The sequence below is a fragment of the Microvirga sp. 2MCAF35 genome, from assembly GCF_052115545.1.
Classification (GTDB): Bacteria; Pseudomonadota; Alphaproteobacteria; order Rhizobiales; family Beijerinckiaceae; genus Microvirga.
Genome location: NZ_JBFRGW010000009.1, coordinates 82,743 through 103,891 on the forward strand (window position 1 = coordinate 82,743; position 21,149 = coordinate 103,891).

23 protein-coding genes and 1 pseudogene are annotated in these 21,149 nt (G+C 63.9%); 16 read left to right on the plus strand and 8 right to left on the minus strand.

The annotated features are described in order from the left end of the window. Positions 1 to 6: 6 nt before the first annotated feature. Positions 7 to 1,638 (minus strand): alpha-D-glucose phosphate-specific phosphoglucomutase, encoded by a 1,632-nt coding sequence (locus tag AB4097_RS07015; RefSeq protein WP_442037897.1) that lies wholly within the window; start codon positions 1,636 to 1,638, stop codon positions 7 to 9. A 221-nt stretch (positions 1,639 to 1,859) separates the two neighbouring features. Further along, positions 1,860 to 2,294: a hypothetical protein gene (locus tag AB4097_RS07020; protein WP_442037898.1), complete on the minus strand. Its 435-nt coding sequence runs from the start codon at positions 2,292 to 2,294 to the stop codon at positions 1,860 to 1,862. Positions 2,295 to 2,321: 27 nt separating this feature from the next. Here AB4097_RS07020 and AB4097_RS07025 point away from each other — a divergent pair, with 27 nt between their 5' ends. Further along, positions 2,322 to 3,308: a Bug family tripartite tricarboxylate transporter substrate binding protein gene (locus AB4097_RS07025; RefSeq protein WP_442037899.1), complete on the plus strand. Its 987-nt coding sequence runs from the start codon at positions 2,322 to 2,324 to the stop codon at positions 3,306 to 3,308. A gap of 168 nt (positions 3,309 to 3,476) precedes the next feature. Here AB4097_RS07025 and AB4097_RS07030 read toward each other — a convergent pair whose 3' ends face one another. Then, a complete protein-coding gene (locus AB4097_RS07030) occupies positions 3,477 to 4,310 on the minus strand; it encodes a DUF1194 domain-containing protein (RefSeq protein WP_442037900.1) in 834 nt (277 codons plus the stop codon). Positions 4,311 to 4,732: 422 nt separating this feature from the next. On the opposite strand from AB4097_RS07030, the gene AB4097_RS07035 reads away from it, so the two are divergent. The 4 genes from AB4097_RS07035 (at position 4,733) to AB4097_RS07050 (ending at position 7,463) form a co-directional block, all read left to right on the plus strand. Further along, positions 4,733 to 5,152: a DoxX family protein gene (locus AB4097_RS07035; RefSeq protein ID WP_442037901.1), complete on the plus strand. Its 420-nt coding sequence runs from the start codon at positions 4,733 to 4,735 to the stop codon at positions 5,150 to 5,152. 355 nt (positions 5,153 to 5,507) lie between these two features. Further along, the gene (locus AB4097_RS07040) at positions 5,508 to 5,798 is read left to right on the plus strand and encodes a hypothetical protein (RefSeq protein ID WP_442037902.1); all 291 of its coding nucleotides are present in this window, start codon (positions 5,508 to 5,510) and stop codon (positions 5,796 to 5,798) included. Between the two features lie 445 nt (positions 5,799 to 6,243). Beyond that, positions 6,244 to 7,002 (plus strand): LuxR C-terminal-related transcriptional regulator, encoded by a 759-nt coding sequence (locus tag AB4097_RS07045; protein ID WP_442037903.1) that lies wholly within the window; start codon positions 6,244 to 6,246, stop codon positions 7,000 to 7,002. A gap of 245 nt (positions 7,003 to 7,247) precedes the next feature. Further along, positions 7,248 to 7,463: a hypothetical protein gene (locus AB4097_RS07050; protein WP_442037904.1), complete on the plus strand. Its 216-nt coding sequence runs from the start codon at positions 7,248 to 7,250 to the stop codon at positions 7,461 to 7,463. A gap of 113 nt (positions 7,464 to 7,576) precedes the next feature. Here the strand turns inward: AB4097_RS07050 and AB4097_RS07055 are convergent, their stop codons facing one another. From AB4097_RS07055 to AB4097_RS07065, 3 genes and pseudogenes are all read right to left on the minus strand, one after another. After that, entirely contained in the window at positions 7,577 to 7,774 is a 198-nt protein-coding gene (locus AB4097_RS07055; RefSeq protein ID WP_442037905.1) for a hypothetical protein, read from the minus strand. A 186-nt stretch (positions 7,775 to 7,960) separates the two neighbouring features. After that, the gene (locus AB4097_RS07060; RefSeq protein ID WP_442037906.1) at positions 7,961 to 8,851 is read right to left on the minus strand and encodes a LysR family transcriptional regulator; all 891 of its coding nucleotides are present in this window, start codon (positions 8,849 to 8,851) and stop codon (positions 7,961 to 7,963) included. A 386-nt stretch (positions 8,852 to 9,237) separates the two neighbouring features. Beyond that, positions 9,238 to 9,381 (minus strand): annotated as a pseudogene (locus AB4097_RS07065) (chemotaxis protein CheB); the annotation flags it as partial. A 169-nt stretch (positions 9,382 to 9,550) separates the two neighbouring features. On the opposite strand from AB4097_RS07065, the gene AB4097_RS07070 reads away from it, so the two are divergent. The 3 genes from AB4097_RS07070 to AB4097_RS07080 all read left to right on the plus strand — a co-directional run bounded on the left by AB4097_RS07070 (position 9,551) and on the right by AB4097_RS07080 (position 11,760). After that, positions 9,551 to 10,288: a Crp/Fnr family transcriptional regulator gene (locus AB4097_RS07070; protein WP_442037907.1), complete on the plus strand. Its 738-nt coding sequence runs from the start codon at positions 9,551 to 9,553 to the stop codon at positions 10,286 to 10,288. A gap of 71 nt (positions 10,289 to 10,359) precedes the next feature. Next, complete coding sequence (locus AB4097_RS07075; protein WP_442037908.1) at positions 10,360 to 11,472, plus strand: NADH:flavin oxidoreductase/NADH oxidase; 1,113 nt, start codon at positions 10,360 to 10,362, stop codon at positions 11,470 to 11,472. Positions 11,473 to 11,514: 42 nt separating this feature from the next. Further along, the gene (locus AB4097_RS07080) at positions 11,515 to 11,760 is read left to right on the plus strand and encodes a hypothetical protein (protein ID WP_442037909.1); all 246 of its coding nucleotides are present in this window, start codon (positions 11,515 to 11,517) and stop codon (positions 11,758 to 11,760) included. Between the two features lie 27 nt (positions 11,761 to 11,787). Here AB4097_RS07080 and rocF read toward each other — a convergent pair whose 3' ends face one another. Further along, complete coding sequence (rocF, locus tag AB4097_RS07085) at positions 11,788 to 12,738, minus strand: arginase (RefSeq protein ID WP_442037910.1); 951 nt, start codon at positions 12,736 to 12,738, stop codon at positions 11,788 to 11,790. 93 nt (positions 12,739 to 12,831) lie between these two features. Between rocF and AB4097_RS07090 the strand changes: the two genes are divergently transcribed. From AB4097_RS07090 to AB4097_RS07125, 8 genes are all read left to right on the plus strand, one after another. Then, positions 12,832 to 12,999, plus strand: coding sequence for a hypothetical protein (locus tag AB4097_RS07090; RefSeq protein WP_442037911.1), 168 nt, complete (start codon positions 12,832 to 12,834; stop codon positions 12,997 to 12,999). A gap of 104 nt (positions 13,000 to 13,103) precedes the next feature. Continuing rightward, positions 13,104 to 14,912, plus strand: coding sequence for a methanol/ethanol family PQQ-dependent dehydrogenase (locus AB4097_RS07095; RefSeq protein WP_442037912.1), 1,809 nt, complete (start codon positions 13,104 to 13,106; stop codon positions 14,910 to 14,912). Beyond that, on the plus strand, positions 14,893 to 15,471 hold the full coding sequence (locus AB4097_RS07100) for a c-type cytochrome (protein ID WP_442037913.1): 579 nt from the start codon (positions 14,893 to 14,895) through the stop codon (positions 15,469 to 15,471). Before AB4097_RS07095 ends, AB4097_RS07100 begins: the two co-directional genes overlap by 20 nt. A 7-nt stretch (positions 15,472 to 15,478) precedes the next feature. Beyond that, a complete protein-coding gene (gene coxB / locus AB4097_RS07105) occupies positions 15,479 to 16,486 on the plus strand; it encodes a cytochrome c oxidase subunit II (protein WP_442037914.1) in 1,008 nt (335 codons plus the stop codon). Positions 16,487 to 16,593: 107 nt separating this feature from the next. Further along, complete coding sequence (gene ctaD / locus AB4097_RS07110; RefSeq protein ID WP_442037947.1) at positions 16,594 to 18,495, plus strand: cytochrome c oxidase subunit I; 1,902 nt, start codon at positions 16,594 to 16,596, stop codon at positions 18,493 to 18,495. Beyond that, entirely contained in the window at positions 18,492 to 19,127 is a 636-nt protein-coding gene (locus AB4097_RS07115) for a cytochrome c oxidase subunit 3 (protein WP_442037915.1), read from the plus strand. Before ctaD ends, AB4097_RS07115 begins: the two co-directional genes overlap by 4 nt. 4 nt (positions 19,128 to 19,131) lie before the next feature. Then, positions 19,132 to 19,482, plus strand: a complete 351-nt coding sequence (locus tag AB4097_RS07120) for a hypothetical protein (protein WP_442037916.1) — start codon at positions 19,132 to 19,134, stop codon at positions 19,480 to 19,482. A gap of 54 nt (positions 19,483 to 19,536) precedes the next feature. Further along, positions 19,537 to 20,115, plus strand: a complete 579-nt coding sequence (locus tag AB4097_RS07125) for a c-type cytochrome (protein ID WP_442037917.1) — start codon at positions 19,537 to 19,539, stop codon at positions 20,113 to 20,115. 124 nt (positions 20,116 to 20,239) lie between these two features. Here AB4097_RS07125 and AB4097_RS07130 read toward each other — a convergent pair whose 3' ends face one another. Next, positions 20,240 to 21,097, minus strand: a complete 858-nt coding sequence (locus tag AB4097_RS07130) for a c-type cytochrome (RefSeq protein WP_442037918.1) — start codon at positions 21,095 to 21,097, stop codon at positions 20,240 to 20,242. Between the last annotated feature and the right edge of the window lie 52 nt (positions 21,098 to 21,149).

Below are 21,149 nucleotides of genomic sequence, written 5' to 3' on the forward strand. Positions count from 1 at the left end.
GAGATCTCAGGTCACGACGCTGGGCTCGTCGCGACCCGTGCGGGTCGCGATCTCGGCGATTTCGTTCGCCGCCTGAACAACGGGAGCGAGAACAGCCGCCGTCGCCAGATTGTGCCGGTCGGCATTCGGCACGAAGCGCTCGAGATAGACGCGCAGGGTCGCGCCAGACGTGCCGGTGCCCGACAGGCGGAACACGGCGCGGGCATCCTCCGCGAAGAGAATGCGGATGCCCTGCTTGGGCGTCACGGACTTGTCGACCGGATCCGTATAGGCGAAGTCGTCGCAGGATTGGACCGTGAGGTCGCCGAAGCGCTGGCCAGGCAGGCTGGGAAGCTTCGCCCTCAAGGCATCCATCAGCGCATTGGCCGGCGCGGTCTCGAGTTCCTCGTAATCGTGGCGCGTGTAGTAGTCACGCCCGAACGTGGCCCAGTGCTCGCGCACGATCTGGTCCGCCGGCTTCCGGGTCACGGCCAGGATGTTGAGCCAGAGCAGCACGGCCCAGAGGCCGTCCTTCTCACGGATATGGTTCGAGCCCGTGCCCGCGCTCTCCTCGCCGCACAGGGTGGTGAGGCCCGCGTCCAGAAGATTGGCGAAGAACTTCCAGCCCGTGGGCGTCTCGAAGCAGTTGATGCCGAGCTTCGCCGCCACCCGGTCGGCCGCGCGGCTCGTCGGCATGGAGCGGGCCACGCCGGCAAGGCCCCCGGCATAGCCGGGAGCCAGATGGGCATGGCTCGTGAGGATGGCGAGGCTGTCGCTCGGGGTCACGAAGAGGCCCTTCGCCACGATCATGTTGCGGTCGCCGTCGCCGTCGGAGGCTGCGCCGAAATCGGGCGCGTCGGGCCCGTACATCAGATCCATGAGGTCATGGGCGTGGACCGGGTTCGGATCGGGATGGTGGCCGCCGAAATCGGGCTTCGGCTCGCCGTTCACCACTGTTCCCACCGGGGCGCCGAGGCGGCCTTCGAGAATGGCTTTTGCATAGGGTCCCGTGATGGCGCTCAGCGCATCGAAGCGCATGCGGAAACCGGAGCGGAACAACTCGGTGATGGCGTCGAAATCGATCAGCAGCTCCATCAGCTCGGCGTAATCGGCGACGGGATCGATCACCTCCACCGTCATTGCGGCGACCTTGCTATGTCCGATCGTGCCGAGGTCGATGTCGGGCGTATCGACAATGCTGTATTCGGTGATCGCGCTGGCGCGCTTGAACACGGCCTCCGTGAAGGATTCCGGTGCGGGTCCACCGTGGGACATGTTGAACTTGATGCCGAAATCGCCGTCCGGCCCGCCCGGATTGTGGCTGGCCGAGAGCACGAGGCCGCCGATGGCCTTGTGCTTGCGGATCACGCACGAGGCGGCCGGCGTCGACAGCAGGCCCTTCTGGCCGACGAGGACGCGGCCGAAGCCGTTCGCGGCCGCCATCTTGATCGCGGTCTGGACGACGGATTCGTTGAAGAAGCGCCCGTCGCCGCCGATGACCAGGGTCGAGCCGTCCTTGTTCTCGACGGTGTCGAAGATCGACTGGATGAAGTTCTCCACATACCGGGGCTGCTGGAAGACGGTGACCTTCTTGCGCAGGCCGGACGTGCCGGGACGCTGGTCGGAAAACGGTGTCGTCGGAATGCGGGTGGTCACCATCGGTGCAGATCACTTCCTTGAGGCGGCCCTGCCGGGGCCAGTTCTCGAAATCCTTCGCCGATCCCGGAGGGGATCACGGACCATTTTAGGGTCGCTCATGGCAGATGCCACTGCCAAGATGAAGGCAGGATGAAAGATCAGGCAATCGATTGGAAGCTTCTACCGCAATCTCTGGCATGGCCTTGTGATAGGCCACGCCAGAGATGGGCAAGAGAAGGAGTCTAAGGATTTTTGCCGCCGGATGGCTGGTTGGGGGCCCTTCCTGCCTGGGCAGGATCGGTAGCCTCCGGAGTGTCGCAGACCGGCTTGACCTCCTCCGGATCGGACACGGCCGTGTTCACGGGCTCCCGCGCCGGCTCCTTCTGCGGGGGAGGACCGGCAACGGCCGATCCGCCCATGTACGAAGGCGGGTCACTGGCTGGGAAGGAATATTCCGAGCCGGCATCGACCAGTTCGTCTTCTTCTTTTTTCACGCCCATAGAGGTGTCTCCTGTCTTGGCGAAGCTTTTCGTGTTCAAGAGGAGAATGCAGGCGGTGCCGTCATGTTCAGGCGGAATGGTAAAAAACAGGTCCGGTCGTGCGGTCAGCCCCGACTTAGGTCGAGCTTGGTGGCAGCAAAGGGCGACGCTATCTCCCGCCGGGCATATGAATTCCATAACGGGACTGATAATCGGGAGTACGCCATGAATCCGACCCGCCGCACCCTCCTCAAGGCCCTGGCCGCCGGATCCGCCGCCGCGACCCTGCCGCCTTGGTCCGTCTACGCGCAATCCGCTTACCCCACGAGGCCCGTGCGGGTGATCGTGCCCTACGCGGCCGGCGGCGGAACGGATTTCTTCGCCCGCCTCGTCTTCGGCGCCATGGGCGAGCAGCTCGGCCAGCAATTCGTCATCGAGAACAAGCCCGGCGCCGGCACCAATATCGGGGCCGATACGGTGGCGCGCGCGGAGCCCGACGGCTATACGCTGCTCCTGGGCGACACGGCGACCTTCGCGACGAACCGTACCCTTTACCGGAAGCTGTCCTTCGACCCGTACAAGGACTTCACGCCGATTTCCCTGACCGGGCGCTTTGCCCTGGTGCTTCTCGTCAACACGAACAAGCTGCCGGTGAAATCGGTCCAGGAACTCGTGGCCGAGGCGAAGAAGAACCCCGGCAAGATCAATTACGCGACGCCGGGATTGGGCAGCCCGTTCCACCTCGCCACCGAGCTGCTCGGCCAGGGCGCCGGGATCAAGCTCACCCATGTGCCGTATCGGGGCGCCGCACCCGCCGTGCAGGATCTGGTGGCCGGGCAGGTGGACATGATGTTCATCGATTTCGCTACCGCGCGCTCGCAGCTCTCCGGCCCGATCCAGGCGATCGCGGTCGCTTCGCCCAAGGAATTCACAGGGCTGCCGGGCGTGCCGCCCGTGGCGGCCGTTCAACCGGGTTTCGAGGCCTGGGCCTGGCAGGGCTTCGTCGCTCCGGCCGGTACGCCGTCCGAGATCGTCACCAAGCTCAACGACGCCTATCGCCGGGTCATCGGCAATGCGGAAATCCGCGACAAGCTGATCGGTGCCGGCATCGACGTGCTCCAGAGCTCCCCCGCCGAAATGGCCGCCTACATGCAGGAGGAAGGCACGAAGTGGGAGAAGGTGATCAGGACGGCGGGCATCACTCTGGAATGAGCTTGGCTGAAGACCTGCTGTCATCCTTATGGAGTTTATCGGCCCTCCGACGTCATGGCCGGGCTCGTCCCGGCCATCCCGATTGCTCTAAGCGCCGCGATCTTGCGATCGGGATCACCGGCACAAGGCCGGTGATGACGTGGTGGTGGATGTTCCCGATCTACGGCGTCAGTTCCGGTCCCAGCGATACATCCCGCGCTCGCCTTCCTGGCAGGTGATGGGAGGATTTGCCTGGACAGTCTGGATCAGCGATGAGCTTGGGAGCGATGCGATCTCGCGGATGATCTTCGTGCGGATGGCGTCGGCGAATTGATGACGCTCCCGTACGGGGACGACGAACGCGCCTTCTCCGCCGATCACGCAGGCTTTGTAGTAGAGGTCGAGGTTCTCCATGTCGCCGAAGCCGGTCGGACGCTTGAGCATGATGGGAAGCCCGTTGACGGTGATGCCCTTCGCGACGGCCTCGTCGCGGGCTGCGACGACATCCCTCCCGCTGCTGTTGGGCCCGTCGCCCGAGATGTCGATCACGCGGCGGATGGGCTCGACCCCGGTCTGATCCAGAAGCTTCGCGCCGAAGTCGATGGCGCCCGAGATCGATGTCCGCCGCAGGCGGCCGATCGGAGTGTCGTGCAGCGTGTCCGCGAACTTCACGGCAGCGTCCGGACCGTCGATGACGGTCCAGGGCACGATGACGTGCTGATAATCGACGCCCGACCATTCGAAATAGGTCACGATGATCCGGCCCACCATGCCATTCTTGATGGCGTCGTGCACCTGGGACGAGCGGAAGGCGTCGATGAAGCCCTGGCGCTGGAGCTCCTGCTCGTCCGGATCCATGGAGCGGGACACATCCACGGCGAGGACAAGCGCAACGTCCACGTCCGTTTCCGCCCTGGCGGCGGAGCCCGGCAGCCAGAGCGATGCCGCCATGAGAGCCCCGACCATGCTGAGACGCCTGAAACCCATCCCGACCTCCGTTCCGTCGCCGTCCGGCCTCATCATCGGCCCTCCCTGAGCCGTCATCCTGAGGAGGTCGCGTAGCGACCGTCTCGAAGGACGAGGGTGCCTCCCGTGCTCTCTGGATCCTCCTTCGAGACGAAGCCTGACGGCTGCTCCTCAGGATGAGGGGAGAGTTTCACGAGCCAGCCTCCCAGGGTGAGGGGAAGATGGATGATACGGACTGTCAGGAGAAGCTGACATGAATCCTTCTCCGGGCAAGGTTGGATCGTCTCATGCGCGGGATGTGGAACCTCAATTTAGCGTGAGCAGCAGTAATCTTGAAACAATCCTGGTTCGGCTCGAGATAAAGGGCAGGAGCCTCGGGGATAAACGATGTTCGTCCGTGTCATCTGCCTTATAACCCGGTCGACAGAGACCCGAGCTTGCCTCGGTGGTCCGATCACAAGCAGAAGGTTTCCATTCGCATGTTCGCTACCCTCGACCGTTGGTCGCCTCATGCCCTGGCCGTCCTGAGGATCGTCACGGCCCTGGTCTTCATGGAGCACGGAACGCAGAAGCTGTTCGGCTTCCCGGCCCCTCCCGACGGCGGCACGCCGCCGCTCCTGTCCCTGTTCGGGATCGGCGCCATCCTGGAACTCGTCGGAGGGTTCCTGATCCTGATCGGCCTGTTCACCCGGCCCGTCGCCTTCCTGCTCGCCGGCGAGATGGCCGTGGCCTATTGGATGTTCCATGCTCCCAAGAGCCCCTATCCGGCGCTCAACGGCGGCGATGCGGCGGTGCTCTTCTGCTTCGTGTTCCTGCTCTTCGTTTTCACCGGACCGGGCGCCTGGAGCGTCGACGGCGCAAGACGGCCTGCAGGGCCTCGGCATTCATGGGAGCGGTGATCGGGGATGGGACTCCACCGTCACTTCGCCGCGGGAACGATGCCCTCCGACGTCATCACCGGCCCCGTGCCGGGGATCCCGATGGGAAGAGGGCCCAGCCGTTCATGAGAGGGATGACAGGCAACGAAGCGGGGTGAGCATGCAATCCTGCGCTCATCAGCCATCGATGGGCAGAAATTCCGAGATCAGTCGTCTCACAATACGGACGTAACCCCGAAGAGACCGGTCACTTTCTCCGGCCGGATGATTATTCTCTGGAACGCTTTTCAAGAACCGCTCGTTTTCGATGCAGGCCCCATGACCTTTGCGTCGGAAGAGGATAAAGCGGGGCACAATGCGTTGCGTGGAGTAGGACATGGCGGAGATCATCGCGTTCAAGGATCTCAAGAAGATTGCCGACCGGTGCGAAGTGCTGACGCTGTTCGAGCCGAAGCGTCCATCGAAATCAAAATCCCGCTCCGAGTCCAAGACCTTCGAGTTTCCAAGCTCACGACCCTTCATTTCCGGAAACCTGACCGACCTGTTCGAGCAGGCGAATGCCGTCGCCATGCGGCACTATCACGGTGATCCGAAGGTGTCGGCAGTCGTCGCCGCGAAGTGCATGGAGCTCATCCAGGCTCTGGAAGATCACGCCCAGCCGGAATGATCGTCGATCGATGGCAGAGTTTGTTGGCTCTCGCAGGAGCCGACTCGGCGATTGTCGATGCATGTTTCCTCGCAACAGGCCGGATGCAGCCTCGGCGATCCGTCCGTTCGCGAACTCAGCCGCGCATTGAAAATCAATGCATGAAAAGTGATGGGCGACACCTGTCTCTCGTGCTCCACGGAGGGGGCACGGCGCGCGGCCGCGTGTCATGTCGGATGGAGCAGGGCTCTCTTTCGGGCCTTTGCCAGGACGAAGAGTTACCCCTTCGGGGGCCGTAGTCTCAAGGAACTAATGCCTGTAGGGATTGTTGTTGCCACGCTCGGTCCAGTGATGGATCGGCTTCCAGGGTCCGGCTCCTTTCGACCAAGGCTTTCCGCCTCGTGTTGCATGCGAACGGTGTCAGGATCCTGCTTGATATACCGCTGAACTATGGGGGCTCGCACACATGAGACACGATGTTGTCTACAATGAGCGGATTCTTGCCGTTGCGCAGGATCCGCTCCAGAACGTCGCCACGGTCCTGATCTGTCAGAATCTCCTGCTTCGCACCGGCATCAGCCACATCCTTTCCGGAACGCGCTTCGCCTTGACGGATATGTCGTGCGACGATCCGTCGAACCTGCCGGCGCTCGACGACACGATGCCGGCGCTTTTCCTCGTCTGCGAGAGTCGGTCGAACGAGGAACTCGCCGCCATGGTGGAAACGCTCAAGGCGCAGCATCCATTCTCGCGCGTGGTCGTCCTGGCCGATACGATGGATCCGGACACCGCCGTTCAACTCTGCAGCGCCGGCATGGACGGGTTCTGCCCGACGAGCATGGATCGGCACGCCCTGGTCAAGGCTCTCGAAATCGTCGTTCTCGGTGAAACCTACATCCCGGCTTCGATCGGGTTGGCCCTTCTGGAACAGGCCCGGCAGGGCCGGGCGCATCTTACCCATGACGGTGCCGGCACGCCGGTCAACCCGGCGCTTCTCGACAAGCTGTCGGAGCGGGAAGCTCAGATCCTCCGCTGCCTGACACGCGGCTCCTCCAACAAGGTGATCGCACGCGAACTTGGTGTGGCGGAGGCCACGGTAAAGGTGCATATCAAGGCGATCCTGCGGAAGGTGAAGGCTTCCAACAGGACCCAGGCCGCCATCTGGGCGACCGGACATTTCGATCTTGCACAGGATAATGTTCGGGCTCTGGCCGCGGGAGAGTGAGAATAAGTGCCGGCCTTGCGATCGCATTTGGCTGAATCTTGCGATTTTTCCTATCATGAGCGGCCGCCGAGAGGCGGCCTACTTCTTTGGGGGTAGCTCATGTGGCGAGTTGCGGATCAGTCGAGGCGGACGGTAAGCCTAATACGTCCCTGCGGCGGACCAGCGAAATAATAAATGTAAGTGCGTATTCGCGCCGCGGGCCTAATGCGAAAACAAGATCACCTGAATGGTGAAGTGGGGCATCAATGGATTATCAAGTAGAGCTGGTTGCTCGCGCATTTTACGATGCCGAGTATGAGGACTGCCTGTGGGATGCCGAGGCCGAGGCCATCAGGCAGGACTTTCGCGAATACGCGCGCAATGCCATCAATCTTCTCAACGAAGACATCGGCGTTCTGCTGATGGCTCTGGAGAATGCTACGGCCGAAGAGCATCCGAACCGGTCGCGGGCCGCGGCTTGAATCATCTCTCCTGAGAGAGACGACCTCAGCGTATCATGCGCAGAAGTAAAAACGAAAAGCATCGTGCGGCCTTCCAGGACCGCACGATGCTCTTTTTAGAGAGCGCGAAATCTTCAATGCGCGTCCGGTGGCAGATCCACGATCCGCTTGATCTCGTAAACCACCAACATCAGGAACACGGACATGATCACGAGGCCGACGGCGCTCGTGAACACGCTTGAGCTGACCCCCGTCGACGAGACGAGAGCGAGCAGGATCAGGAACGGAAGGCCGACGGCAATCGATAGAACAGCGAGAACGGACCGTGACATTGGAATGATGTCCTGAGGGTTTCTGGGAAAAGGTTAGGTAGCCTAAGAATCGTGGAGAAAATGAGGTTGGCCGTCGTGCGGCCCTGCTCGGAAGGATGCGCTGTTCAACGGGTGAAGCATGTGAATGGATCCGGTCTCCCACGAAGAACGACGCGACAGCCCGAAGAAAGAGCATCTGGCCTCGTTTCAGAAGTCCCAGCGTTGCGCCTTGGAGACGAGGAAGTCGCGGAAGACCTGAACGCGCGCCACGGTGCGCATCTCCTCCGGATAGACGAGATAACTGTCGAGGGTCGGCATCTCCTCGTCGCGCAGGACCTGCTTGACGCGCGGATTGGCGCTCATCGCGTAGTCCGGCGCCATGCCGATCCCGGCTCCGTTCTCGATCGCCTGCCGCAATGCCAGGCTGTCGTTGACGACGAGCCGGCTCGGACGAGGGTCCCTGGGGTTGCGTCCCAGGGTCGTGAGGCGATGCAGGTCGAGAATGAAGGACGGCTGATCGCCGCCGAGACAGAGGATGGAGTGATCGTCGAGATCCGCGATGGTCTCTGGCTCCCCGCAGCGCTCGATATACGTATGGGCCGCGTAGGCGTGGTACTGGATGGTGAAGAGGCGGCGCTGGATCAGGTCGGGCTGGGCCGGCAGGCGCAGGCGGATCGCGATGTCCGCCTCCCGCATTGCGAGATCGAGCTCGTCGTTCGTGAGGATGAGCTGGATGCGTACCTCGGGATAGAGATCGATGAATTCGGTGATGCGCCGGGCGAGCCAGATACCGCCGATGCCCACGGTCGCCGTGACCCGGAGATCGCCCGCGGGCCGCTCGCTGGTCTCGGTCAGGCGCTGGCGCGTTTCCTCCAGGCGCAGGCGGATGTCCTGCGCGGCCCTGAAGAGCACGTCGCCATGCTCCGTCAGCACTAGGCCGCGAGGATGGCGGTGGAAGAGCGGGACCTTCAGTTCGTGTTCGAGGGCGCTGATCTGGCGGCTGATGGACGATTGGTTGACGCCGAGCTTCTCGCCGGCACGGGTGAAGTTCCCGGCGCTGACGACTTCGTAGAATAGTCTGATCTTGTCCCAGTCCAATGCGGATCCTCAAGGCTGGATGGTGGGCCTGCGGCGGCGCTCGACGGCCAAATGGAGAACAGGGGAGCGGTTCCGGTCAAGCCTAATCTTCAGAAGGGAGCAAGGCGCCCCTCGGGCTGGTCGTCCTCGTCGGACCGGTCCGCCGGCTGGGCGCGCCCCAGCAGAGCGGATCGCTGGTTGAGCGTAAACGCGATCACGCAGCGAACGCCGGGTGAGAATTCAAGCGCCGTCTTCGCATCGATCTCGCGGTCGACGCTGCCGAGGGACCGGATCACCCGGCGGGCATCGTCCTGGAGCTCGCCATACAGGATGCGCGACTTGATGTGCCCGATCGGCCGACCGACATCGGTTTCGACGAGATGGAAGAGCTTGATCACGGCCGGCGTCCTGAGGGCCTCGTCCACGGCGTTTTCCTGCTCCTTCGCCACGATATCGGCCGTCCGGGCATGTCCGACCTGACAGCGGAACCGGAGCGGCTTGGCGCCCCGGACCTTGGACAGCACGCCGTTGCAGTTGGGGCAGGTGAGCGCCTGTTCCTCGAAACTAGGCCGCGACGCAGATTTCCCCGTGGGGCGCAACAGAATGCTTCGCGCACGCATTAACAATCTGGAAATGCCTAGATGTGGGCATGACGCGGGTGACCATTGCCAGCTCGAGGCTGCACTATCGTACTCTGCCGATAGGGCTGGAGGTGCTATGATGAGCTTCGCCATGCACAAACAGGCCAACATCAGTCCTATGCTGTGGAAGCTCGACAGCATCGTCCGCCTGTCCGAGGAGGAGAGACAGGCGATCCTTGACCTGCCTATGGTCATCAGGGTCTTCGAGGCGGACAGCGATATCGTTCGTGACGGGGACAGGCCCTCGGAATGCTGCCTTGTCCTGAGCGGGTTCGTCTGCCGGTACAAGGGCCTCTCCGACGGCAGGCGGCAGATCATGGGTTTCTATATTCCCGGAGACATTCCCGACCTGCAGAGCCTCCATTTGACCGTGATGGACCACAGCATCAGTACGCTTGTGACGAGCAGCGTCGCCCTCATCCCGCACGAGAGCCTGCGCAATCTCTTGAAGCAGCACCCAGGTCTCACCAGCGCCCTCTGGCGGGATACCCTCATCGACGCGGCCATCTTTCGCGAATGGATGATCGGCCTGGGGCGCCGCTCGGCCTATCAGCGCATCGCGCACCTCCTCTGCGAGCTTCAAGTGCGCCTGAAGGCGGTCGGGCTTGCAGGCGAGAGCGGCTATGAACTGCCCATAACCCAGAGCGAACTCGGTGACGCGCTGGGCCTCTCGACCGTTCACGTGAACCGCGTTGTCCAGGACCTGAGAAGCGAAGGGTTGATCGCCCTGCACGGCGGCACGCTCCACATCCCGGACTGGGAAGCCCTTCAGGTGGCGGGCGACTTCGATCCCGCCTATCTTCATCTCAGGCGATGAAACCCGCATGGGCCTTTCAGAGCTGCTGAATTCCTGACGAAGACAATCGATCTGCAACCGAGAGGCAGCCCATGTCGCACGCGAAGCTGTTCACGCCCTTCCGGGTCGGAGACCTCGAACTCGCCAACCGGATCGTCATCGCGCCCATGTGCCAGTACTCGGCCGAGAACGGCTGCATGAACGATTGGCACCTGATCCATCTGGGCCAGCTCGCGCTCTCGGGGGCGGCGCTCCTGACCATCGAGGCGACTGCGGTCACGCCCGAGGGCCGGATTTCCTATGGGGATGTGGGTCTCTACTCGGATGAATGCGAAGCCGCCATGCGCCGCGCGCTCGACGGAATCCGGCGCTGGTCCGACATGCCGATCGCGATCCAGCTGGGCCATGCCGGACGCAAGGCCTCGACGGAAGTTCCCTGGAAAGGCGGCCGGCAGATTTCACCCGACCATGCCAATGGCTGGCAGACGGAGGCTCCTTCCGCGGTTCCGCACGGAACAGGCGAGGTGGCGCCGAAGGCGCTCGACCGGGATGGCCTCGCGCGGGTGCGCGACGCTTTCGCCGATGCGGCGCGGCGCGCCGGACGTCTCGGCCTCGCGGCCGTGCAGATCCACGCGGCCCACGGCTATCTGCTGCACCAGTTCCTGTCCCCGTTGTCCAACCGGCGCGACGACCAGTATGGCGGCTCCCTCGAAAACCGGATGCGCTTCCCGCTCGAAGTGTTCGATGCCGTCCGCGCCGCGTTCCCGGCGGATCGTCCGGTGACGGTGCGCGTATCGGGCACCGACTGGGCCGAAGGCGGTTGGACCATCGAGGAGACGGTGGAATTCGCCAAAGCCCTGAAGGCGCGTGGCTGCAGCGCGATCCATGTGTCGAGCGGCGGGCTGACGCCGGGGCAGAATATCCCTGTGGGGCCGAGCTATCAGGTGCCGCTCGCCCGCGCGGTGAAACCGGTCGGAATGCCCGTCATCGCGGTGGGTCTCATCACGGATTTCGTGCAGGCGGAGTCGATCCTCGGCACGGGCGACGCCGATCTGATCGCCATCGCCCGCGCGATCCTCTACGATCCGCGCTGGCCCTGGCACGCCGCCGCGCATTTCGGCGCGGCCGTCAAGGCGCCGCCGCAATACTTCCGCTCTCAACCGCGCCAATATCCGGATCTGTTCAAGATGCGGGCGGATGACTGATCCGGCGAAGCGAGGGCGCTCAAAGCTTCGAGGGATACGCCAATGGAGTTGAGCCAGACCGCATGCGACATTCTCGATTATATTGGAGAGACGCACCGCAGGCCGGGCGCGCGCCTCACCATGGCCACCCTCGACGCGCATTTCGGCACGGATCCCACAGTGGCGGTAGCCGTGTCAGAACTGGCCCATCTCGGGTATGTCACCGTGCCCGATTCAGGGACGATCCAGCTGACGGATCGCGGCTTCGACGCGATCCATCGCGGAGCCTACCGCGAGAGTCACGAGTGACCGAAAGCTCTGCCGCTGTCGATCGGTTCACCCGATCCTCGGCGTATAGCGGTAGCTCTGGGTCGGCCGGTCGAGGACCCGCCGGCCCATCAGACTCGCGACGAGATCGACCATGAGCAGGGCCGTGCGGCCACGGTCGTCGAGGAACGGGTTGAGCTCGACGAGGTCGAGGCTTCCCACGAGACCGCTGTCATGCAGGATCTCCATGATGAGGTGCGCCTCGCGGAAGGTCGCACCGCCGGGAACCGTGGTGCCGACGCCGGGCGCAATGGAAGGGTCGAGGAAGTCGACGTCGAGGCTCACGTGGAGAATGCCGTCCGCCGCCGCCACGCGCTTCAGGAAAGCGTCGAGGAGCGGCACGACGCCGTTCTCGTCGATGGACCGCATGTCGTGGACCGTCACGCCTGCGTCCTGCAGCGCGGAGCGCTCCGCGGGATCGACGCTGCGGATGCCCATCATGCAGACGTTCTGCGGCTTGATGGGGGCGGTGAGCGGCGGGAAATAGCCATCGAAGCCCTCACGGCCCGTGGCATAGGCCATCGGCACGCCGTGCAGGTTGCCGCTCGTGGTCGTGGCGAGGGTGTGGAAATCCGGATGCGAGTCGAGCCACAGGACGAAGAACTCGCGACCTTCCTGCGCCGCGCGGCGGGCAAGCCCGGTCATCGAGCCGGCCGAGAGGCTGTGGTCGCCGCCGGCGAAGATCGGCATCCCGTCGCCGCTGGCCCGGTAGGCCGCCTCGGCGATGGCCTCGGTCCAGGCGACGGTCTCGGCCAGCGCCTTGATGGCGGCATTGGGATGCCGCAGGTCCCGGAGCGGCCCGGGGGCGATGTTGCCCCGGTCCTCCACCTGATAGCCGAGGTTTTGCAGCTCGGTCAGGAGGCCGGCGGTCCGGAAGGCGCTCGGGCCCATGTCGCAGCCGAGCCGGCCGGCGCCCTCCTGAACCGGCACGCCCAGAACGATGCACGGCTTCGATGTCATTCTGTCCTCCTCGGGACTCGGTCGGGCCAACGGGTGGAACACGACGTTCGCTTTGCGGTTGCCTCCATAGCACGAATCTCTTCGGGACCGACCATGGCAGAGCCCCGCGCCAGCTCGCTGCGCAAGGATTTCCTCATTTTCCGCGACCCGGGATTCCTGGTCACGCTGGTCCTGATCGGGATCCTGGCGGCCGTGGGTGCGCTCATTCTCGTCTGGGCCTCCAACGAATACGGCGTCCCGGTCTGGCAGGTCTGGCGCTGAGGTTCCCTGGAAGGGCGATCACAACCTCGGGAACATCGATGAAGCTGAACGGTTAGAGTCGAGCCGCCTTTGATGCGGTGCGTCCAGGCGTTCCGGAGGACCCTTTGGGTGGAGCTCGTCTTGCCCTCGTTCTGGCCATTCTGCTGGTTCTTCAGCCTGTCTCCCTGGTGTCGGCCCAAACGGATCCACCTCAGCCTTCCGTTCCATCCTTCGCTGCTCAGCCCGAGGACGGGCAGTGGACGATCCCGCAGAAGAACTACGCTTCCACGCGCTTCAGCGACCTGTCCGAGATCAACACGGAGAATGTGAAGAACCTGCAGGTCGCCTTCACCTTCTCGACAGGGGTCAACAAGGGGCAGGAGGCCGCTCCGCTCGTAGTGGGCGGCACGATGTATGTGCTCTCGCCCTATCCTAACATCCTCTACGCCCTGGATCTGACCCAGCCCGGGGCGCCGTTGAAGTGGCAGTACAATCCCAAGCCCGCTTCCGCCGCGCAGGGCGTCGCCTGTTGCGACGTGGTCAATCGCGGCCCCGCCTTCGTCAACGGTCGCCTCTTCTTCACGACGCTGGACGCCCACGTAGTCGCGGTGAATGCCGAGACAGGCGAGGAAGTCTGGAAAACAAAGCTCGGCGACATCAACCGGGGCGAGACCATGACGATGGCGCCCCTCGTCGTGAAGAACAAGGTGATCGTTGGCGTGTCCGGAGGCCAGTTCGGCGTTCGCGGCTGGATCGAGGCGCTCGACATCAACTCCGGCAAAAGCGTCTGGAAGGCCTACAGCACGGGTCCGGATCAGGACGTGAAGATCGGAGCGAACTTCAAGCCATTCTACGACAGCGACAAGGGCAAGGATCTCGGCGTCGCCACATGGCCGGCGCACGGCTGGCAGCAGGGCGGCGGCACCGTCTGGGGCTGGCTCTCCTACGATCCGGAGCTCAACCTCGTCTACCATGGCACGGGCAATCCCGGCCCCTGGAATCCGAACCCGCGCCCCGGCGACAACAAATGGACGGCCGGCATCTTCGCCCGCGACGCCGATACGGGAGAGGCGCGCTGGTTCTATCAGATCGCGCCTCACGATCTCCACGGCCGGGACGGCAACAACGAGACGATCCTGCTCGACATGGAGTGGGAGGGGAAACTCCGAAAGGTGCTGGTGCATCCGGGGCAGACCGGCTTCGTTTACGTCATCGACCGCACGAACGGCGAATTGCTGTCGGCACACCCCTTTCACGCGCTCACGGCCGCGACGGGCGTCGATGTCGAGACAGGAAAAATTCAATACAGTCCCGACAAGGATCCGGTGGACCATCGCGTCATTCGCGACATCTGCCCGGCGGCGTCAGGCGCGAAGAACTGGAATCCCAGCGCCTTCTCCCCCAGGACCGGGCTCCTCTATATCCCGCATGTGAACCTGTGCATGGACTGGGAGAGCACGGAGCCGAACTACATCGCCGGAACGCCCTATGTCGGCGCGGAGATCCGCATGTTCCCCGGGCCCGGCGGCCACATGGGCGAGTTCTCCGCCTGGGATATCAGGCAGGGCAGGGAGCTCTGGACCATCAATGAGCGCTTTCCCGTCTGGAGCGGCGCGCTCGCGACCGCAGGCGACGTGGTGTTTTATGGCACCATGGACGGCTGGTTCAAAGCCGTGCACGCGCGCACCGGCGAAGTGCTGTGGCAGTTCAAGACCTCATCCGGAATCGTCGGGCAGCCGACCACCTATCGCGGGCCCGACGGCAGGCAATATGTGGCGATCCTGTCCGGCGTCGGCGGATGGGCCGGATCCATCGTGTCGGGCGATCTCGACCCGCGCGACGGAACCGCCGCGCTGGGCTTCGTCAATGCCATGCGTGATCTGAAGAACGTCACGGCCAAGGGAGGAACGCTGCATGTGTTCAAGCTCCCGTAAAGCCGTTGCCGCGTCGGTTTTCGTGACCGTTTTTGCTCTCGCGGCGTGCCAGCGCGAGGAGCGGGAATTTCGTTCCAAGTCCATGACTGACGAGACGGAGGAGCAGGTCTCTCTGGTGCCGTTGTCCCCGGGGCCGAGCGGTCCCGTCGAACAGCGTTCCGGCACGGGCGCGAAATACGAGGAGAACGCCTATCACATCGCACAGGGCCAGCGCCTCTATACATGGTTCAACTGCAACGGCTGCCACGGCAACGGCGGCGGCGGTTCCGGGCCGCCGCTGATGGACGACATGTGGACCTATGGAGGGCAGATCGAGAACATCGTCCAATCGATCCGCGAAGGCCGTCCGAACGGTATGCCGTCGTTCCGCGGCAAGGTGCCGGACGAGCAGATCTGGGAGATCGCCGCCTATGTGCGCTCCATGGGCCGCAACGTGCCGAAGGCGGCAGCGCCCGGACGCAAGGACGACATGAGCCCGGGACCGGCCGAGCAGCGCAGGCCGCCCGGCCAAGTGATCGACGGTGGACAGACGCCGCCCTCCGCTCAGATGCCGCAATGAGGCGCAGATGAGAAGAGTTGGTTCATTTCTTCTCCTGCTTGCGGTCCTGCCTCTCGGAGGCTGCAAGGGCTGGCAATCGGCGCTCGATGCGCAGGGTCCGGCCGCACGCACGCTCGCCGACATGTTCTGGGTTTTCCTCGCCATTCTGGGCACGGTGTGGGTCCTCACCATGATCGCTCTTCTCCTGTCGCTGCGCAGGAGGCGACCTGCGGACGCGGATCCGCTGGCGACGGATCCGCAAACCGAACGACGGATGACCGTCACCACCTCCATTGCCGTCGGTCTGACGCTCGTGACGGTGATGTCCCTGACAGGCCTGAGCTACGCGGCGCAGAAGGTGCTGTTCGCCCACAAGGATGGCGCCCTGACGCTGCTGGTGAACGGACAGCAATGGTGGTGGGAAGTCACCTACGAAGATGCTCAGCCGAACCGCGTCTTCACCACGGCGAACGAGATCCACGTTCCCGTCGGAGAGCCGGTGCTGATCAAGCTCGAAGCCGGGGATGTGATCCACTCGTTCTGGGTTCCCAGTCTGACGGGCAAGATGGATCTGATCCCAGGGCGGCAGAACCAGATCCAGATTCAGGCGGACCGCCCCGGCCTCTATCGCGGGCAATGCGCGGAGTTCTGCGGTCTTCAGCACGCCCATATGGGCCTGCTCGTCGTTGCGGAGACGAAGGAGGATTTCGAGCGCTGGCGCGACCGGCAGGTGTCATCCGCCATTCCGCCAAGCGATTCCCATCGTCAGCGGGGCATGGAGATCTTTCTCTCCAAGCCCTGCGTCATGTGCCATCAGGTGCGTGGCACGGATGCGGGCGGCAAGGTGGCGCCCGACCTCACCCATGTGGGAAGCCGCCGGACCATCGCGGCCGGGACGCTGGAGACGACGCGGGGCAATCTCGCGGCCTGGATCCTCGATCCGCACGGCATCAAGCCGGGCGTGAACATGCCGGCCGTCAAACTCGAACCCGATGAGGTGCAGCCTCTCGCAGATTATCTGGAGGGGCTGAAGTGACCCGGGCGATCACACCAGACGATCTCGATGCCGTTCCTGAAATCTCGCGTCTCGCCACGGGCGAACGCGGCGGTCTTCCTGGCGTGCGGAGCGAGGCCGATGCGCCTATCAGCCCCGACGAATTGCGCGACGATCAGGTGGATGGCCCGGAGCTGACCGCGCGCCTGGCCAAGACGTGGGGCACGGACAAGGGCATCATCGGCGCCCTGTCGACGGTGGATCACAAGGTCATCGGCCGCCGCTTCATCGCCACGGCCATCCTGTTCCTGTTCCTGGGCGGGCTGTCCGCCATCCTCATGCGCATGCAGCTGGCCCTGCCGGAGAACAGGCTGATGGGGCCTGATTTCTACAACCAGCTCTTCACCATGCACGGCACCACGATGATGTTCCTCTTCGGCGTGCCGATCGGAGAGGCCTTCGCGGTCTATCTCGTACCGCTCATGGTGGGCACCCGCAACATCGCCTTCCCGCGCCTCAACGCCTATGCCTATTACGTCTACCTCATCGGCGGGCTGATGATCTGGGTGGCCTTCGTCCTCAACATCGGTCCGGATGTCGGATGGTTCGCCTATGTGCCGCTCTCGGGCCCGGAATTCTCTCCCGGCAAGCGGGCGGATTTCTGGGCCCAGATGATCACCTTCACGGAAGTGTCGGGCATCGCGGTCGCGATTTCCGTTATCGTGACGGTCTTCAAGTTCCGCGCGCCCGGCATGACGCTCGATCGCATTCCGCTCTTCGTCTGGGCGGAGCTCGTCAATTCCTTCGTCATCATCTTCGCGCTGCCGGCCGTGGTCACGGCCTCCGCCACGCTGATGATGGACCGGCTTGTCGGCACGCATTTCTACAACCCGGCGGAAGGCGGCGATGCGCTCCTCTACCAGCATCTGTTCTGGTTCTTCGGCCACCCGGAAGTCTACATCATCTTCCTGCCCGCGACGGGCTGGGTCTCCGCCATCGTGGTCACGTTCTCGCGGCGTCAGGCCTTCGGCTACATCGCTCTCGTGCTGTCGCTCATCGCAACCGGGTTCCTCTCCTTCGGCCTGTGGGTGCACCACATGTTCACCACCGGCCTGCCGCAGCTCGGCGCCAGCTTCTTCACCGCATCGAGCATGCTCATCGCCATCCCGAACGGCATCCAGATCTTCTGCTGGATCGGAACCCTGTGGGACGGACGGCCGGTCTTCCGCGCGCCGCTCCTCTTCGTGATGGGCTTCTTCTTCATCTTCGTGGCCGGCGGATTGTCCGGGATCATGCTCGCATCCGTGCCGCTCGACACCCAGGTCCACGATACCTTCTTCGTCGTCGCGCACTTCCACTACGTGCTCATCGGCGGCAACGTGTTCCCGCTCATCGGCGCGGTATACTACTGGTTCCCGAAATTCACCGGCCGCATGATGAGCGAGCGGCTGGGGAAGTGGCATTTCTGGCTGGCCTTCATCGGGTTCAACGCGACCTTCTTTCCCATGCACATCCTGGGCCTGATGGGCATGCCGCGCCGGGTCTACACCTATCTGCCGGAGATGGGCTGGGGAAACCTGAACCTCTTTACATCCTTCGGGGCGTTCCTGTTCTTCGCAAGCTTCGTGCTCTTCCTCTACAACATCGTGTCGAGCGCGCGCCGCGGCACTGTCGCCGGCCCCAATCCCTGGGGTGCCGGCACGCTCGAATGGGCGGCCGCGTCTCCGCCCCGGCCACAGAACTTCGACCGGATTCCTGTCGTCACGAATCGCGAGCCTCTCTGGGCCAACCGGGGCAGTCTGCCGGTGGTCGCCGGCCTGAGCGTCGAGAACCGGGAGCAGATCGTCACAACGGTCACTGACGGCCGCGCGGATCTGCGCGAGACCACGCCGGAACCCTCGATCTGGCCCTTCATGGCGGCGATCGCGACGACGATCCTGTTCATCGGCTCCATGTTCACGCCCTGGGCCCTCGTGTGGGGTAGCGTTCCCCTCGCGCTGGCGCTCATGGGCTGGTTCTGGCCGAAGCCGAACATGGAGGACGAGAAATGACTCTGGGGCCTCAGCCCGATGACGCCATGCTGCCGCACCGGGTCGTGATGAGCGCCAGGCACATGCCGGGCTACGCCTATGGCCCGCGTAGCCCGATCTGGTGGGGAACGGTGGGCTTCGCCGTCGCCGAAGGCATGGGTTTCGCCATCGCGGCGGCCATGTATTTCTACCTCGTCTTCATCAACGGCAACTGGCCGCTGAGCGCGCCGCCGCCCGATCTTCTCTGGTCGGGTCTCTTCAGCATCGTGCTTCTCGCCAGCATCTGGCCGAACCAGCGCGCCAAGAGGGACGGGGAGCGAGAGGATCTCGCGAAGACCCGCCGCAACCTCGTGATCATGAGCCTGTTCGGCGTCGCCCTGCTGGTCATCCGTGTGTTCGAGTTCGGCACGCTCCACGTGCGGTGGGACCAGAATGCCTATGGGTCCGTGGTGTGGCTCCTTCTCGGCCTGCACACGCTGCATGTTCTGACGGATCTGGGCGACACCATCGTCCTCACGGTGCTGATGTTCACCGGCCATGGCCACGGCAAGCGTTTCTCCGACGTGGGCGACAACGCCTTTTACTGGTATTTCGTCGTGGCCTCGTGGCCGCCGATCTACGTGATCATCTACTGGTTCCCGAGATGGTGGTGAGATCATGACGGCGTGGCTCTCCCGCGGCATTCCATCGGCCGGCATCTTCATCGGTCCTCTCGCGTGGCTCATCAACACGCAGTTTGCCTACGCGGCCGTGCCGTGGGTCTGTGCCCATCAGGTGCCGCTCATTCCCGTCTTCGCCCTCGCCATGGCGATCTTGAGCCTGTTCGGCGGCTTCCTGTCCTGGCGCGGCTACGCCGCCGCGGCGCCAACGTCCCAGGCGGACTCGACGGGAGCGGGCCGCCCGCACCGCTTCGTGGCGCTCATCGGAGTGTCCATCGCGCTGCTGTTCACGGTCGTTATTCTCCTGCACGGGGTTGCCGGTCTCGTCTTTCAGGGATGCGAGCGATGAAAGCCCTGGGTATCTCCTTCGCGCGGCCTTGGCACCGGAGGGAGAGACATGCTCATGCGGCGTCCTAGAACTCTGGCATTGCTGGCGGTCCCGGTCGCCATCCGGTTGGCAGGGATCGTGCTCAGCGTCCGTCGGATGGGAGCAGCCTCGCACTCCAGGGAGGGGCAACCTATCTCCGACAGCTCTGAGGCGCGTCCGCGCCGCATGCGCATGGGCAGGCGAATCCGCGCCCTGCTCCTCTGGGGCTCATGTGCCCTCATCCTGCTCCTCCTGGTCGGAGGCGGCGTCTATGCCGCGTATCGGGTGAAGTCTGACCGGGACGCCCGCGCCCGCGCCATTGCGCTCACCGGCGGCGATCCGGATCTCGGCCTTCGCCTCACGCAGCGCTATGGCTGCGCCGGCTGCCACGTCATTCCGGGTGCTTCAGGCGCTCAGGGCAGAGTCGGCCCGACACTTCAGGCCTATGCGGCACGGATCTATGTCGGTGGCGTCGTCCCGAACTCGCCCGACAATCTCATCCGGTGGATCGAGAACCCGCGCTCCATCGACCCCAAGTCGGCCATGCCCGTCACCGGCATCTCCCGGGACGAGGCGAGGCATGTCGCGACCTATCTCTACACGCTGCAGCCTTAAGTCATCGGACGTGACCTCAAAGCCACGTCCGATGACTTAGGTTTTTGTCTTTGTGCATCTTTTCACGCAAAACCGGTTCCCACTTTTGCGTTCGATGCACTCGGCTTCTGCGGAAGTTGTCTCGTCAGCGCAGCGCGTAGAGATAGGTCGCGATATCGCGGGCATCGTTCTCCGAGACGCCCAGATTGGGCATGGCGGAAAGCGGGTCGACCTGCTGAGGATTGCGCAGCCATTCGATCATGTGATCCGGCGTGTTCCGCAGGACGCCTGCGATGTAGACCTGCCCCGCGATACCGGCCAGCGGCGGACCCACATGCGCGTCGGGGCCCCTGACTCCGGGAATGACATGGCAGGTCTCGCACGCATATTGCAGGATCGCCACGCGGCCCCGCTGGACTGCATCTTTCGGATCCCAAGGAGCCTCGGGTTTGCGCGGTTTGGGCTGTTCCTCACTCTCGCCCGCCGCTTGCTCCCGTCGCGCCCGGTACTCGGCCGGCGTCAGGTTCAGGGAGGCTTTCACGAATGCGGTGAGAGCCCAGCGTTCGGGCTCGGTCAGGCGAAACTTCCAGGCGGGCATCCCGGTCAGCTTGATCCCGTTCGAGATGGCCCAGTAGATCTCCGGCGCCGAGAGGTCGCGGCCCATCTGGGCGAAGTTCGGCGGCGCCGGCATCATGCCGAGGCCGATGGCATCCGGCGGAAGGCCGGGCGCGCCATGGCATTGCCTGCAATGCTGGTCGTAGAGGGAAAGTCCCGCTGCGACGACATTTGCATCCGTCAGGTTGGACGGCGGTGTCTCGCCGATGACGCGAGCCCGGATCGACTGGCGCCGCGCGGTCGTGAGGGCCCAATAGACGGGCGCTATATGCTGCTTGGTGGCGGCGATGTCGTAGATGCCGGAAGAGATGTAGGCCAGCGCGCCGCCCGCCGCCAACACCAGGATCAGGGCTCCCCAGAGGATCAGGCGAGGAAGCGAACGTGACATCGAACTTTACCTACCGAACACGCGGTCAACCAGCTTGGCAGTGCTAAGTTCC